This window comes from Stenotrophomonas daejeonensis (genome assembly GCF_001431505.1).
GTDB classification, from domain to species: domain Bacteria; phylum Pseudomonadota; class Gammaproteobacteria; order Xanthomonadales; family Xanthomonadaceae; genus Stenotrophomonas; species Stenotrophomonas daejeonensis.
Window position 1 is genome coordinate 40,332 of the sequence record NZ_LDJP01000029.1, and the last position, 13,308, is coordinate 53,639.

Sequence of the window (13,308 nt, forward strand, 5' to 3'; positions counted from 1 at the left end):
CACCCATGCGGAAAGGGACCGGGCAGTCACCAACGGGCCGACGGGCATTGTCCGCCGCACGCCTGCTGGGCGCGCTCTGGACGTCGCCCAACACCTTGGCCGGTCTGCTGGCCGGGCTGGCGGGCATGCCGATGGGCGCGCGGCCGCGGTGGAGCGGCCGGGACTTCGCCTGGGTGTTCCACCACTGGCCGTGGGGGCCGGGCGGGGCGGTCACGCTGGGCATGGTGATCCTGCACACCGGCGCGACCCTGGACGTGCCTTGCCATACCTACGAGCACCGCGCCGGCCGTTGCCGGCACCCGCGCATCAGCCTGCGCGACCACGAGCGCGCGCACGTGTTCCAGTACTTGGTGCTGGGGCCGCTGTTCCTGCCGGTCTACCTGCTGTGCGGCGGCGTCAGCGTGCGCAATCCGTTCGAGCGGGCCGCCGACCGCTATGCGTTGCAGGGGCGCGGCTGGTGGCCGTAGATGCGGGGCTTGCCCCGCATGGGGCTTTCCCGGTGAAGCCCTGTACCGGGCAAGCCCGGTACCTACGGAGCATCTTGTAGGTGCGGGCCTTGCCCCGCATGGGGTCCTGCCCGCGCCCGTCGCCCGAGTGCCCTCCCTCGGTCACGGCATTTCAACCTGTCTTGAACGAAGCGGTAACACCCGCGCGCCTAAAGTAGCGCCGTTACGAGTACGCAAGGAGTACCCACCGTCATGGCAATCGTTCTCTACATCGGTGGCAGCAAGGACGGCGACAAGGGCGTGGTGCCCTATGGCTTCAGCAAGACCCGCATGGATACCGACAACGGCCCGGAAATCTACGTCGAGCGCATGCTGGACACCGGCGGCCGCGGCCGCATGCGGGTGATGGTGCTGGAAAACCTGCGCGAGGACATCGCCCTGCAGCACCTGAGCCGCCACCTGGGCTGAACCCGCGGCCACGTCCGGGCGGCGCTGTCAACGGCTACCGCCCATGCGCCGGCATTGCCAGAATGCGGCATTCCACCATCGTGTGAATCGCAGCAGGCAATGCAAGACACCAAGCTCGCGCAGCAGATCGCGCAGACCATCGCCGAGGAGATCGGCGCCCAGCCCGCACAGGCCAAGGCCGCCATCGCGCTGCTGGACGAGGGCGCCAGCGTCCCGTTCATCGCCCGCTACCGCAAGGAAGTCACCGGCGGGCTGGACGACACCCAGCTGCGCAACCTGGAAGTGCGCCTGACCTACCTGCGCGAACTGGAAGAGCGCCGCGCCGCGGTGCTGGCCAGCATCGAAGAGCAGGGCAAGCTCAGCGACGAGCTGCGCGGCGACATCCTCGCCGCCGACACCAAGAGCCGGCTGGAAGACCTGTACCTGCCGTACAAGCCCAAGCGCCGCACCCGCGCGCAGATCGCCCGCGAGGCCGGGCTGGAGCCGCTGGCCGACGGCCTGCTGGCCGATCCGGCGCTCGATCCGCAGGCCTTCGCCGCTAGCTTCGTCGATGCCGAAAAGGGCGTGGCCGATGCCAAGGCCGCGCTGGAAGGCGCGCGCGCGATCCTGATGGAGCGCTGGGGCGAGGACGCCGCGCTGGTCGGCGAACTGCGCCAGTGGCTGGGCGAGGTTGGGGTGATCCGCGCCCGCGTCGCCGAAGGCAAGGAAACCGAAGGCGCCAAGTACCGCGATTACTTCGAGCACGCCGAATCGCTGGCGAAGATTCCCTCGCACCGGCTGCTGGCGCTGTTCCGCGCCCGCCGCGAGGAAATCCTGTTCCTCGAACTCGACCCCGGCAACGAGGCCGAAAGCGGCCACCAATACGCCGAAGGCCGCGTCGCCTTCAAGGCCGGCATCGCCGACAAGGGCCGCGCCGCCGACCGCTGGCTGCTCGACGCCTGCCGCCTGACCTGGCGCGCCAAGCTGCACATGCACCTGCTGCTGGACCTGTTCAACCAGGCCCGCGAAAAGGCCGAGGCCGAGGCCATCGCCGTGTTCGGCGACAACCTCAAGGACCTGCTGCTGGCCGCGCCGGCTGGCCCGAAGACCGTGCTCGGCCTCGACCCCGGCATCCGCACCGGCTGCAAGGTCGCCGTGGTCGATGCCACCGGCAAGCTGCTGGCCACCGAAACCATCTACCCGCACGAGCCCCGCCGGCAATGGGAACAGTCGCTGCAGACGCTCAAGCACCTGTGCGCCAGGCACGACGTGGAGCTGATCGCCATCGGCAACGGCACCGCCAGCCGCGAGACCGACAAGCTGGCCGGCGAGGTCATCAAGGCCTGCGACAACCCGAAGCTGCAGAAGATCGTGGTCAGCGAGGCCGGCGCCTCGGTGTATTCGGCCTCCGAATTCGCGGCGAAGGAATTCCCGAACCTCGACGTGTCGCTGCGTGGCGCGGTGTCGATCGCGCGGCGCCTGCAGGACCCGCTGGCCGAGCTGGTCAAGATCGAACCGAAGGCGATTGGCGTCGGCCAGTACCAGCACGACGTCGACCAGTTCCGTCTGGCGCGGGCGCTGGACGCGCGCGTGGAGGATTGCGTGAACGCGGTCGGCGTGTTCGTCAACACCGCCTCGGCGGCGCTGCTGTCGCGCGTATCCGGCCTGTCGGCGAGCGTGGCCGAGAACATCGTCCGCCACCGCGACGAGAACGGCCCGTTCAAGCGCCGCAAGGAGCTGCTGAAAGTGCCGCGCCTCGGCGACAAGACCTTCGAGCAATGCGCCGGCTTCCTGCGCATCGCCGACGGCGACGAGCCGCTGGACGCCTCGGCCGTGCACCCGGAAGCCTACCCGGTGGTCGAGCGCATCGTCGCCGCCGCGCAGCGGCCGATCAAGACGCTGCTCGGCGACGGCAGCTACCTGCGCGGGTTGAAGGCCGAGCAGTTCACCGACGAGACGTTCGGCGTGCCGACCGTGCGCGACATCCTCAAGGAACTGGAAAAGCCCGGCCGCGACCCGCGCCCCGAGTTCAAGGCGGCACGCTTCGCCGACGGCGTGGAGGACATCAAGGACCTGCGCGAGGGCATGGTGCTGGAAGGCGTGGTCAGCAACGTCGCCGCATTCGGTGCCTTCGTCGACATCGGCGTGCACCAGGATGGGCTGATCCACATCTCCGCGCTGTCGGACACCTTCGTCAAGGACCCGCGCGACGTGGTCAAGGCCGGCGACATCGTGAAGGTGAAGGTGCTGGAGGTGGACGTCGCCCGCAAGCGCATCGCGCTGACCCGCCGGCTGGACGACAGCCCGGCGCCGGCCGCGCGTTCCGAGCGCGGCGAACGTGCGGGGCAGGGCAGCGGCGCACGCCGCGATGGCGGCAACCGCAATGCCCGGCCCGCTGCGGGTCGTCCCGGCGCCGCGGCGCCGCCGGCGAACAACGCGCTTGCCGAAGCCTTCGCGCGTGCCAAGCGCGGCGGTTGATGGCCCAGCAATGGATCACCCGGAAGGCCCTGCAATGCAGGGCCTTTCCACATCGGCGGGAGTCGCTTCTCCTGCACGATTCAACGGGTAGCGTTTCCCGCACGAAGAGCGTGAAAACCCCTGCCCATCGGCAACACCGTCCGCTATACTTCCGCCCCTGCCAGCCGAAGTGGCGGAATCGGTAGACGCAGCGGACTCAAAATCCGCCGCCCTTAAAAGCGTGTGGGTTCGAGTCCCACCTTCGGCACCAGCAGCACATGCGGAAAGCCGGGCAGCGATGCCCGGCTTTCTTGCTTTGTACCGGCCAAGGGCATCCCGATTGCGGGTGTGGCTCAGCGTAGGTGTCGGGCTTGCCCGGCACAGGGCTTTTCCCGGTAATGCCCCATGCGGGGCAAGCCCCGCATCTACGAGAAGCCTGCATGCAGAGATGGGCTTTCCCTGATGGTTGAAGAACACAAAAAAGCCCCGCATGCGCGGGGCTTTCTCGAACTTGAAATGGCGTCCCCACGGGGATTCGAACCCCGGTCGCCACCGTGAAAGGGTGATGTCCTAGGCCTCTAGACGATGGGGACGCGTAAACTTCATCAGGTTTTTAACTTGCCCGGACGGCCTGATGTCCGAAAAAGTGGTGGAGCCAAGCGGGATCGAACCGCTGACCTCCTGCATGCCATGCAGGCGCTCTCCCAGCTGAGCTATGGCCCCGTATTTCTGTCGAGCCCGGCATTCTATCGGGCTTCCTGCTGGATGGGAAGCTGTTTTCAGCTTTCCTCGCCACATTGGAAGAGGGCGATTTCCAACAAAAAAGACCCGCTGGTACTGGGTCTTCGATTTCGATGAATGGCGTCCCCACGGGGATTCGAACCCCGGTCGCCACCGTGAAAGGGTGATGTCCTAGGCCTCTAGACGATGGGGACGCGTAAATCATCAAGTTTTTTCCGGCATTCCGAACGGCCTGATGTTCGGAAGTGGTGGAGCCAAGCGGGATCGAACCGCTGACCTCCTGCATGCCATGCAGGCGCTCTCCCAGCTGAGCTATGGCCCCGATGTTGCCGAGGAGCGGAATGATAGCGGCGGCATTTTTTTCTGGCAAGCAGTTCGTGAAAAAAAATATTCAGGTCCGTGCATACGGGGAAATACCCGATGCAGGGCGACTTGTTTCACCGATGGCGCGGAGCGGAGAGCCGAAGCATCGTGCCTGCCGGTGCGATGGAAGGAACGGGGATGACATTGCTTCGAGGCATGGGTGTCCTGCTGCTGGCGATGGTTTCGCCGGTGCCCGCGCAGCAGGTGTTCAAGTGCGTGGATGATGGCGCGGTGGCGTACCAGTCGATGCCTTGCATGGGCGTGACGGAAAAGAGCTGGGAGGTTGCCGCCGAGCCGGCAGCATCGCCGGTGGTTGCCGCAACCCCGACGCGTGATGCGGCGGTCGATGGCTCGGGAAACAGGCGGACCCGAAGACGCGAACCTGCTTCCGTCCGCAGGCCACCGCCCGATGCCTGCGAGAAGGCAAAAGCCGGTCGTGACGCCGCGTACCGGAAGGCGGGATTGAAGCGTGGCTTCAAACTTTCCAGCCACTGGGACAACCGTGTCCACGACGCCTGCTGGTGAGGATGGCGGGCATAAAAAAACAGCAGGCAATGCCTGCTGTTTCTTTTCAAGATGGTGCGCCCGGAGAGATTCGAACTCCCGACCGCCTGGTTCGTAGCCAGGTACTCTATCCAACTGAGCTACGGGCGCATGTCAACTTGATTGTCCTGACATTGAACGCCGCATTGCGATGTTCAAGATGGTGCGCCCGGAGAGATTCGAACTCCCGACCGCCTGGTTCGTAGCCAGGTACTCTATCCAACTGAGCTACGGGCGCGCTGTCAGGAGCGGAATTATGCGGATGTCGCGGCAGTGCGTCAACGCTTTTGTGAAATTTTCCGTAATGCCTGCGCAAGCAACGCATCTGCCACGGCGACAGGCGATTTCATCCAGCTGAAATGATCGGCATGGGTGCCCAGTTCGCGTGCGCTCATGACCCGCAATGTGCTCTCCGCCATCGGCATCTTGTCGAGCAGATGGCGCATCGAACCGGGCGGGGCCAGCCAGTCGGCGTCGAACAGCAACGCCGTCGCCGGAACATCGAGCCTGCCCATCGCCGCTTCCAGGTCGACGGGCAGGCCGGCGGCGGCATAGCGGCCGCACAGGCCGACGCGGGCCCAGTCGCGGATCAGGCCGCGCGCTTCGCTGCCGCCGAATCCCACGCGGCGGCCGGGCAGGGCGCCGCAACGGCGGGCCAGCCACGGCAGGAAGCGATAGGCCAACGGCAACAGGTAGCGGCGCGGTGCCGGAAAGCCGCGCCACCACGGCGTGCCGCTGGCAACCAGCCACAGTCCCTGCACTTCGTCCGGATGCAGGCCGGCGTGGCAGCACGCCAGTTGGCCGCCGAGGCTGTGCCCGCCCAGTTGCAGCGGGAGATCGGGGAAGGCGGCGCGTACCGCGTCCATCGCGGCCGGCAGGTCGTATTGCAGCAGTTCGCGATACCCCCAGTCCTGTGCACGGCCGGCGCGCAGGCTGCTGCTGCCGTTGCCGCGCCATTCGTGCACGAACACGGCGATGCCGCGCGCTGCCAACGCTTCGGCGAAGCCCTGGTAATGGCGCGCGGCCACGCCCAATGCCGGCAGCCACAACAGCGTAGCCACGGGATCTGCCGGCACATGCCGGAGCAGTTCGAAACGGTGCCCGTCCGCGGTGGTGAGCACGTGGTGGATGGAATCATTCATCCGGCGTGGTCGGCGTGGGCCGCGCCGAAATGGTCGAGCACCATGACTCCGCCGCGCCCGGGCCGGTAGCCGCCGCGCAGGCCGCGCGCCACGTAGTCGATGGCCGCTTCGCAGGCGTTGGGCAGGGACAGGCCGCGACACAGTTGCGCGGCGATCGCCGATGCCAGCGTGCAGCCGGTGCCATGCGCATCCAGTGGCAGGCGGACATGGCTGAATTCCTCGCCGGTGACGCCGTCGAAATAGCGGTCGATCACGCGCGGGCCTTCGTGCAGGTGGCCGCCCTTGAGCAGCACCGCGCCGGCGCCGAGGTCGAGCAGCGCGGTGGCGGCCTCCTCGGCCTCGGCGGCGTTGCCGATGGAGCGGCCGAGCAGCAGTTCGGCTTCCGGCGTATTCGGCGTGAGCAGGGTGGCCAGCGGTAGCAGGCGCTCGCGCAATGCGCGCAGGGCGCTGTCTTCCAGCAGCCTGGCGCCGCTGGTGGCGACCATCACCGGGTCCAGCACGACCTGCGCTGGACGGTGTTTTTCCAGTGCGTCGGCGACCAGGTGGATCACTTCGGCATTGGCCAGCATGCCCAGCTTGACCGCATGGATGTCGAAATCGTCGAAGCAGGCGTCGATCTGCGCCTGCAGGAAATCCAGCGGCGGCACGTGCACGGCGGTGACGCCGCGGGTGTTCTGCGCGGTGAGCGCGGCGATCGCCGACAGGCCATGCACGCGGTGGGCGGCGAAGGCCTTGAGGTCGGCCTGGATGCCGGCGCCGCCGCCCGAGTCGGAACCGGCGATGGTCAGGGCGGAAACGGGCGTGGAAGCAGTCATGGCCGGATTGTGCCGTGTTTGGGAATGCGCTGCGGTCAACGGTTCCCGCGCAGGCGCTGCGACAGCCGGTAGACCATGTAGCTGGCGCCGGTGGTGCCGGTGAGCAGCGCCGGCGCCAGCAGGGCGTCGTAGCCGAAGTGCAGGAACAGCCACGCGCCGCCGACACCGCCAGCGAGGAAGCCGCTGATGATCAGGCCGCTGAGGGTGAGCCGCTTCATCGGCAGCGGCAGCCCGCGCAGCAGGTGGCCCAGGCCGATGCCCAGGTCGGTGAACATGCCGCTGAGGTGGGTGGTGCGCACCACCGCGCCACTGAACGTGGTGGCCATCGCGTTCTGCAGGCCGCAGGCCATCGCCGCGGCGAGCGCGCCCCATATCTGCTGCTGCTTGAACAGTGGGATCGACACCAGCAGCAACAGCGAGACGAGCAGCAGCACCACGCCGTAGCGGCGGCCGAGCCGCAGGGTGGCGTCCTGCACGATCAGGCCGCTGAGCGTGGCGCCGAGGCAAAACGCGATCAGGATGCCCCACAGGTGGCCGACGTTGCGCCAGTCGCGCTGCACCAGCGCCATGCCGAGCTGGCTGGTGGTGCCGGTGAGGTGGGTGATGGCCTGGTGCTCGAAACCGAGGAAGCCGACCACGTTGACCATGCCGGCCACGCAGGACAGCGCGATCGCGCCGATCCATACCCAGCGGGGAAGCTGTATGCCCATCGGCCGCGCGCGCCCGCCTCAGAAACCGCCGTTGCGGGCGATGTCGGAGAACGTGCCGCTGCGCGGGTCGTACACCGCGCCCCAGAAGCCTGCGCCGCCGTCGCAGACGCGCACGGCCTCGCGCGCCGGGTTGATCTTCTGGTGGTCAGGCAGGGTGAAGGCGTTGATGTAGATCAGCTGGCGCCCGGCGGACACGAAGCCCACGTACTGGCGGCCGGATTGCGCCGGTTCGGCGATGGCCGGCTGCAGTTGCGGCAGGCGGCTTTCCAGCTCGTCGATCTGCGCGCGGCTCGGCGCCCAGTAGCCGCCGATGCCGTCGGCATGCTTCGCCGGGCTGTCGCGCGAGCAGGTGTCGAGCACCTGTGCGGCGACGACCGGGCGGGTGACCACCCACGACTGCCCGGCCTTGAGCGCGGTCGACACGCGGGCGCCGGGCTTGACGTTGGCCGGCGTGCACGCGGCCAGCGCCAACAGGCAGATTGCGAACGACGGCAGGAGGCGAACGACTTTCACGGCAACTCCAGGCAGGGAGGGGGATCAGGCGGTGGCGTGGGCGTAGGTTTCAAGATAACCGCAGCGGATGCAGCGCCAGGTGCAGGTCTCCAGTTTCTCCTGCGGTGGCCTGAGCCCCATCCAGAACGATTTCTGCGGCTGTCCCTCGACCCAGGCGGTGATCGAGCGTTCGTTGCCGTGGCCTTCTTCCAGCAGGTAGCCGGGCTGCATCGGGGAATTGCACTTGCTGCATTCGATTTCGTGGCGAGGCATGGGGTTGGCTCGTTCGGGCAGGATGGAGTTACAGCACTTCGGAGGCGTAGTCGGCCAGCCGCGAGCGCTCGCCGCGGCGCAGGGTGATGTGCGCGCTGTGCGGCCAGCTCTTGAAGCGGTCCACCGCGTAGGTCAGGCCCGAGGTGGTTTCGGTCAGGTATGGCGTGTCGATCTGCTCGACGTTGCCGAGGCAGACGATCTTGGTGCCGGGGCCGGCGCGGGTGATCAGTGTCTTCATCTGCTTCGGGGTGAGGTTCTGCGCCTCGTCGAGGATCAGGTAGCGCGACAGGAAGGTGCGTCCGCGCATGAAGTTCAGCGAGCGGATCTTGATGCGGCTGGCGAGCAGGTCGTTGGTGGCCTGGCGGCCCCAGGTGCCGCCTTCCTGGTTGTGGGTGAGCACTTCCAGGTTGTCGGTGAGCGCCCCCATCCACGGCGTCATCTTTTCCTCCTCGGTGCCGGGCAGGAAGCCGATGTCCTCGCCGACGCTGACCGTGGCGCGGGTCATGATGATCTCGCGGTAGCGCTGGCTGTCCATCGTCTGCGCCAGGCCGGCGGCCAGGGCCAGCAGGGTCTTGCCGGTGCCGGCGGTGCCGAGCAGGGTGACGAAGTCGATTTCCGGGTCCATCAAGGCGTTGAGCGCGAAGTTCTGCTCGCGGTTGCGCGCGGTGATGCCCCATACCGAATGCGAACCGTGGCGGAAGTCGTCCACCAGCGCCAGGGTGACGCGGCCATCGGCCTCCACCCGGGTAACCCTCAGTTCGACCTCGTCCTCGCCGGGCAGGTAGACATACTGGTTCGGGAACCATTCCTCGTCATCCGCGGCATGGATCTCGTAGTTGCTGCGGCCCTTGTCGCTCCAACTGCGCAGGTCGCTGGCGTGCTTCTTCCAGAAGTCTTCGTGCAGTTGGGTGGCGCCGGTGTAGAGCAGGCTGAAGTCGTCCAGCGCGCGGTCGTTCTCGTAGTCCTCCGAGTCGATGCCGGCGATGGCGGCCTTGATCCGCAGGTTGATGTCCTTGGAGACGAACACCACCGGCACTTCGGGGCTCTTTTCCTTCAGTGCCAGGATTGCGCCGAGGATGGCGTTGTCGGGGATGACCTTGCCGAAGCTCTTGCCGGCATCGAAGTGGCTGGTCTGGAAGTACAGGCGGCCGGCGCTCTGCGCGCCGCGCAGCTGCAGGCCCTGCGGCCGCACCAGCGGGATGCCCTGTTCGAGGCTGCCGATGCCGGCCGCTTCGATCAGTTCGTTGAGGAAGCGGCTGACCTGCCGCGCGTTGCGGCTGGCTTCGGAAGTGCCCTTCTTGCCGTTGTCCAGCTCCTCGATCACCTGCATCGGCAGGTGCACGTCGTGTTCCTCGAACTTGAACAGCGCGGTGGGGTCGTGCATCAGCACGTTGGTGTCCAGCACGTAGATGCGCTTGCCTCGGGTCATCGTCGGTTCCTGGTGGCGGGACAGGGACGCGCCATCACGCCTGCGCTGCAGGGCGATGGCGTGGGTGGGGAGCGGGGGATGTCACTTGGAGCGTGCGGCCTGCAGCGCGTCGAGCACGGCCCCGGCATGGCCGGCGACCTTGACCTTGCGCCACGCCTGCACCAGCGTGCCGTCGGGCGCGATCAGGAAGGTGCTGCGCTCGATGCCGCGCACCTGCCTGCCGTACATGTTCTTCATCCTGATGACGTCGAAGGCGGTGCACAGCGCCTCGTCGGCATCGCTGACGAGGGGGAACCCGAAGCCCTGTTTGGCGCAGAAGTTGTCGTGCGACTTCACCGAGTCGCGGGAGACGCCGAACACCCGCGCGCCGGCGCGCTTGAACGCCGGCAGCAGGGCGTTGAAGTCGATGCCCTCGGTGGTGCAGCCGGGGGTGCTGTCCTTCGGGTAGAAGTACAGCACCAGCCAGTGGCCGGCCTGCGCGGCGAGGGTGGTGGTGTCGCCGCCGGACAGCGCCAGCGGCAGGTCGAGGGTGGTGCGGTCCAGGGTATCGCCGATGTTCATCCGATGTCTTCCGAGCCTGGGGTGTTCCGGTTGCAACTGCATGAAACGCCGCGCGCCGGTGACGAGCGCGCGAATATCTTCTAGAACTTCATCGGGTCCATGATCGCGTCCAGGTTGAGGTGGTCGCAGAATTCGAGGAAGTCGTCGCGCAGCGCGGCGATGTGCATGTTCGCCGGTACGCCGATGGTGACCTGCGCCGAGAACATTTCCGCCCCGGTCTGCATCGCCTGGTAGCGGGTGCTCTGCAGGTTCTCGATGGTGATGCCCTGGCGGTCGAAGAAGTCGGCCAGCTGGAACAGGATGCCGGGCTTGTCGGCGGCGATGACCTCGACGATGTACGGCAGCAGGTTGGACTGCACCTGCTTGGCCGCGGTGCGGTACCACACCAGCTTCAGCCCTTCCTCGCGCTCCAGCCGGCCCAGCATCGCCTCCAGCTTGGCCACCGCGTCCCACGAGCCGGTGGCCAGCGTGGTGACCGAGACGTCGCGGCCCACGGTGGAGAGCCGGGCGTCGACCAGGTTGCAGCCGCTGTCGGCGATGCGGCGGGTGACGGACAGCAGGGGGGACTCCGGATGCGTCGTGTAGGCGTTTATCAGGAGGTGGTTTTCGGTCGGCTGCGGCCGCGGGGTGGTATTGGTCAAGACGGTTCCGGGATGCGCTGTGAGTCTGAACGACGCCAACGGCGGCGCGCTCGCTGGCGTCCAGCATACTTGCCCGTGCTTTCGACCGGCAAGTAACATGCGGCCGGTCACGAACCCGCGTTTCCGCGGGTTTTCCAGCCCCCACCCGCAACGGCGCCTCCTTGTCCATTTCCGGCCTCATCACCGCTTTGGCGACACCTTTCCGGGCCGATGGCACGGTCGACGCCGAGGCATGGCAGCGCCTGCTGGCGCGGCAACTGGCCGCAGGCGTGCAGGGCGTGGTGGTGGCCGGTTCCACCGGTGAGGCGGCGGCGCTCGCCGACGAGGAATACGACGCCCTGCTGCGCGCGGCCGTGGCCACGCTCGGCGGGCGCATGCCGGTGATGGCCGGCACCGGCGCCTCGGCCACCGCCCGGACCATCGAAGCGACCCGCCGCGCCGCGCGCAATGGCGCCAGCCATGCCCTGGTAGTCACGCCACCCTACGTGCGCCCCACCCAGCAGGGCCTGCGCCAGCATTACCTGGCGGTGGCCGAGCAGGGCGGCCTGCCGGTGGTGCTCTACAACGTGCCGGCGCGCACCGGGTGCGACCTGCTGCCGGAGACCGTGGCCGAACTGGCCGGCCACCCGAACATCGTCGGCATCAAGGAGGCGGTCGGCGACATGGCCCGGCTCAAGGCATTGCTGGCCTTGCAGGGCGACGGCTTCGCCATCCTCAGTGGCGACGACGGCAGCGCCGCGCGCGCGCTGCTGGCCGGTGCCGACGGCCTGGTTTCGGTGGGGTCCAACGTCCTGCCGGGGACGTTCCGCACCTTGTGCGACCTTGCCCGGGCCGGCGACCATGGTGCTGCCGAAGCCTGGGATGCACGCCTGCAGCCGTACCATGACTTCTGTGGCGTCGAGCCCAACCCCATTCCGGTGAAGGCGCTGCTGCAGCGGCTGGGCATCGGCCACGGGTTGCGGTTGCCGTTGCTGTCCCTTTCCGACGCGCACCATGCCGCCGCCGACCACCTGGCGGCCGCGGTGGACGCGCTGGAAGCACTATCCAGCCACTGAATCTGCAGTGGCCTGAACCTGGAGATCCACGATGCGTCATTCCCGAACCGCTGTCCGCGCACTTTCGCTGGCGTTGCTTGCCATCGCCACCACGGTCACCGCCACCGGCTGCCACCGCGGCGCGCGTGGCGACTATGCGCTGGCGCCGGAAATGCGCCCGCTCGAAGTGCCGCCGGACCTGAACCTGCCCAACACCGCCGGCGCCTCGCAGGTGCCGGCGCTGGCCTCGGCCTCGCGCCCGGCGGCACAGGCCGCACCGGCGCAGGGTGGCTTCACCGTCGGCGGCAGCCGCGACGAGGTGTTCGGCAAGGTCGGCACTGCGCTGGAAGCCATCGATGGCGTGACCATCGCCAGCCGCGCGCAGCTGCTGGGTTCCTATGACGTGGCCTACGAAGGCAGCAATTTCCTGGTGCGCGTGGTGGCCGTGGACGCCGGCGCCTACGTGTCGGCGGTGGACCCGCGTGGCATCCCGGCCACGGATGCGGCGGCGGTCAAGCTGGTCGACGCGCTGAAGGCCAGGCTCGGCGGCTGATGCCGGCCGGCCACGGATGCGAAACGGGCGCCTTGCGGCGCCCGTTTTCGTTTGCGGCCCTGCCGCCTATCAGCGCTCCAGCAGCTTGAGCTTGTCCGGCTTGCCGTCCCACTCGGCGGCATCCGGCGGCGGGTCCTTGCGCACGGCCAGCACCGGCCACTCCTTGGACAGCTCTGCGTTCAACGCGGCGAAACCCTCCTGGCCGGCCGGTACGTCGTCTTCCGGGAAGATCGCGTTGACCGGGCATTCGGGCTCGCACAGGGTGCAGTCGATGCACTCGTCCGGATCGATGACGAGGAAGTTGGGGCCTTCATGGAAACAGTCCACGGGGCAGACTTCGACACAATCGGTGTGCTTGCACTTGATGCAGTTTTCGGTGACGACGAAAGGCATGACGGGGTCCGGCTTTGAACCGCTCAATTCTAGTGCAGTAAGCAGAAGATGGGCGGAGGCATTCTCAATTCGGAGTACGTCCGCAGGAGCGACGCGAGTCGCGACCGAGGCTTCACCGGGAAAGCTCGGTCGCGACTCGCGTCGCTCCTGCAGTGATTCATGCGGACAACAAAAAACCGCCGGGAGCGGTTTTTGACATCGCTTGTCGATGGCCCGGAGGGTTGCCGCCATGGACGGCGGCAACAAAAAACCCCGCGGATGCGGGGTG

Annotated in this window: 15 protein-coding genes and 7 tRNA genes; 7 read left to right on the plus strand and 15 right to left on the minus strand. The window is 67.6% G+C overall.

All coding sequences use genetic code 11. The features are described 5' to 3' along the window. Positions 1-5 precede the first annotated feature (5 nt). From ABB34_RS05570 to ABB34_RS05585, 4 genes are all read left to right on the plus strand, one after another. Positions 6-467 (plus strand): hypothetical protein, encoded by a 462-nt coding sequence (locus ABB34_RS05570; protein ID WP_057640268.1) that lies wholly within the window; start codon positions 6-8, stop codon positions 465-467. A 231-nt stretch (positions 468-698) separates the two neighbouring features. After that, a complete protein-coding gene (locus ABB34_RS05575) occupies positions 699-914 on the plus strand; it encodes a hypothetical protein (protein WP_057640269.1) in 216 nt (71 codons plus the stop codon). Positions 915-1,013: 99 nt separating this feature from the next. Next, the gene (locus ABB34_RS05580) at positions 1,014-3,371 is read left to right on the plus strand and encodes a Tex family protein (RefSeq protein WP_057640270.1); all 2,358 of its coding nucleotides are present in this window, start codon (positions 1,014-1,016) and stop codon (positions 3,369-3,371) included. A 163-nt stretch (positions 3,372-3,534) separates the two neighbouring features. Next, positions 3,535-3,621, plus strand: a tRNA-Leu gene (locus tag ABB34_RS05585). Positions 3,622-3,867: 246 nt separating this feature from the next. On the opposite strand, the gene ABB34_RS05590 is transcribed toward ABB34_RS05585, so the two are convergent. From ABB34_RS05590 to ABB34_RS05605, 4 genes are all read right to left on the minus strand, one after another. Further along, a tRNA-Glu gene (locus ABB34_RS05590) sits at positions 3,868-3,943 on the minus strand. A gap of 54 nt (positions 3,944-3,997) precedes the next feature. Beyond that, positions 3,998-4,073, minus strand: a tRNA-Ala gene (locus ABB34_RS05595). A gap of 136 nt (positions 4,074-4,209) precedes the next feature. Beyond that, positions 4,210-4,285, minus strand: a tRNA-Glu gene (locus tag ABB34_RS05600). Positions 4,286-4,337: 52 nt separating this feature from the next. Next, positions 4,338-4,413 (minus strand) — tRNA-Ala (locus ABB34_RS05605). Positions 4,414-4,511: 98 nt separating this feature from the next. Between ABB34_RS05605 and ABB34_RS15180 the strand changes: the two genes are divergently transcribed. After that, on the plus strand, positions 4,512-4,979 hold the full coding sequence (locus tag ABB34_RS15180; protein ID WP_161808897.1) for a hypothetical protein: 468 nt from the start codon (positions 4,512-4,514) through the stop codon (positions 4,977-4,979). A gap of 52 nt (positions 4,980-5,031) precedes the next feature. Here ABB34_RS15180 and ABB34_RS05610 read toward each other — a convergent pair. From ABB34_RS05610 to ABB34_RS05655, 10 genes are all read right to left on the minus strand, one after another. Then, positions 5,032-5,108 (minus strand) — tRNA-Arg (locus ABB34_RS05610). Between the two features lie 50 nt (positions 5,109-5,158). After that, positions 5,159-5,235 (minus strand) — tRNA-Arg (locus tag ABB34_RS05615). A gap of 40 nt (positions 5,236-5,275) precedes the next feature. Next, positions 5,276-6,139, minus strand: coding sequence for an alpha/beta hydrolase family protein (locus tag ABB34_RS05620; RefSeq protein ID WP_057640271.1), 864 nt, complete (start codon positions 6,137-6,139; stop codon positions 5,276-5,278). Beyond that, a complete protein-coding gene (gene thiD / locus ABB34_RS05625; protein ID WP_057640272.1) occupies positions 6,136-6,954 on the minus strand; it encodes a bifunctional hydroxymethylpyrimidine kinase/phosphomethylpyrimidine kinase in 819 nt (272 codons plus the stop codon). The genes ABB34_RS05620 and thiD overlap by 4 nt, the downstream gene beginning before the upstream one ends. Positions 6,955-6,989: 35 nt before the next feature. Further along, complete coding sequence (locus tag ABB34_RS05630) at positions 6,990-7,664, minus strand: YoaK family protein (protein ID WP_057640273.1); 675 nt, start codon at positions 7,662-7,664, stop codon at positions 6,990-6,992. Between the two features lie 18 nt (positions 7,665-7,682). Next, complete coding sequence (locus ABB34_RS05635) at positions 7,683-8,177, minus strand: hypothetical protein (RefSeq protein WP_057640274.1); 495 nt, start codon at positions 8,175-8,177, stop codon at positions 7,683-7,685. Between the two features lie 24 nt (positions 8,178-8,201). Continuing rightward, positions 8,202-8,429: a PF20097 family protein gene (locus ABB34_RS05640; protein WP_057640275.1), complete on the minus strand. Its 228-nt coding sequence runs from the start codon at positions 8,427-8,429 to the stop codon at positions 8,202-8,204. Positions 8,430-8,457: 28 nt separating this feature from the next. Next, on the minus strand, positions 8,458-9,858 hold the full coding sequence (locus ABB34_RS05645) for a PhoH family protein (protein ID WP_057640276.1): 1,401 nt from the start codon (positions 9,856-9,858) through the stop codon (positions 8,458-8,460). 81 nt (positions 9,859-9,939) lie between these two features. After that, entirely contained in the window at positions 9,940-10,419 is a 480-nt protein-coding gene (locus tag ABB34_RS05650) for a peroxiredoxin (RefSeq protein WP_057640277.1), read from the minus strand. Between the two features lie 80 nt (positions 10,420-10,499). Beyond that, the gene (locus ABB34_RS05655; RefSeq protein WP_057640278.1) at positions 10,500-11,060 is read right to left on the minus strand and encodes a glycine cleavage system transcriptional repressor; all 561 of its coding nucleotides are present in this window, start codon (positions 11,058-11,060) and stop codon (positions 10,500-10,502) included. Between the two features lie 161 nt (positions 11,061-11,221). On the opposite strand from ABB34_RS05655, the gene dapA reads away from it, so the two are divergent. Beyond that, on the plus strand, positions 11,222-12,115 hold the full coding sequence (dapA, locus tag ABB34_RS05660) for a 4-hydroxy-tetrahydrodipicolinate synthase (protein ID WP_057640279.1): 894 nt from the start codon (positions 11,222-11,224) through the stop codon (positions 12,113-12,115). A gap of 31 nt (positions 12,116-12,146) precedes the next feature. Next, positions 12,147-12,647, plus strand: a complete 501-nt coding sequence (locus ABB34_RS05665) for a hypothetical protein (RefSeq protein WP_057640280.1) — start codon at positions 12,147-12,149, stop codon at positions 12,645-12,647. Between the two features lie 69 nt (positions 12,648-12,716). Here ABB34_RS05665 and fdxA read toward each other — a convergent pair whose 3' ends face one another. Further along, complete coding sequence (gene fdxA, locus ABB34_RS05670) at positions 12,717-13,040, minus strand: ferredoxin FdxA (protein WP_057640281.1); 324 nt, start codon at positions 13,038-13,040, stop codon at positions 12,717-12,719. Positions 13,041-13,308: the final 268 nt, after the last annotated feature.

Excerpts from the sequence above, each read along its gene's own strand:
- ABB34_RS05570 (WP_057640268.1), top strand. The coding sequence starts at position 6 with ATGCGGAAAGGGACCGGGCAGTCACCAACGGGCCGACGGGCATTGTCC.
- ABB34_RS05575 (WP_057640269.1), top strand. The coding sequence starts at position 699 with ATGGCAATCGTTCTCTACATCGGTGGCAGCAAGGACGGCGACAAGGGC.
- ABB34_RS05580 (WP_057640270.1), top strand. The coding sequence starts at position 1,014 with ATGCAAGACACCAAGCTCGCGCAGCAGATCGCGCAGACCATCGCCGAG.
- ABB34_RS15180 (WP_161808897.1), top strand. The coding sequence starts at position 4,512 with ATGCAGGGCGACTTGTTTCACCGATGGCGCGGAGCGGAGAGCCGAAGC.
- ABB34_RS05620 (WP_057640271.1), bottom strand. The coding sequence starts at position 6,139 with ATGAATGATTCCATCCACCACGTGCTCACCACCGCGGACGGGCACCGT.
- thiD (WP_057640272.1), bottom strand. The coding sequence starts at position 6,954 with ATGACTGCTTCCACGCCCGTTTCCGCCCTGACCATCGCCGGTTCCGAC.
- ABB34_RS05630 (WP_057640273.1), bottom strand. The coding sequence starts at position 7,664 with ATGGGCATACAGCTTCCCCGCTGGGTATGGATCGGCGCGATCGCGCTG.
- ABB34_RS05640 (WP_057640275.1), bottom strand. The coding sequence starts at position 8,429 with ATGCCTCGCCACGAAATCGAATGCAGCAAGTGCAATTCCCCGATGCAG.
- ABB34_RS05645 (WP_057640276.1), bottom strand. The coding sequence starts at position 9,858 with ATGACCCGAGGCAAGCGCATCTACGTGCTGGACACCAACGTGCTGATG.
- ABB34_RS05650 (WP_057640277.1), bottom strand. The coding sequence starts at position 10,419 with ATGAACATCGGCGATACCCTGGACCGCACCACCCTCGACCTGCCGCTG.
- ABB34_RS05665 (WP_057640280.1), top strand. The coding sequence starts at position 12,147 with ATGCGTCATTCCCGAACCGCTGTCCGCGCACTTTCGCTGGCGTTGCTT.
- fdxA (WP_057640281.1), bottom strand. The coding sequence starts at position 13,040 with ATGCCTTTCGTCGTCACCGAAAACTGCATCAAGTGCAAGCACACCGAT.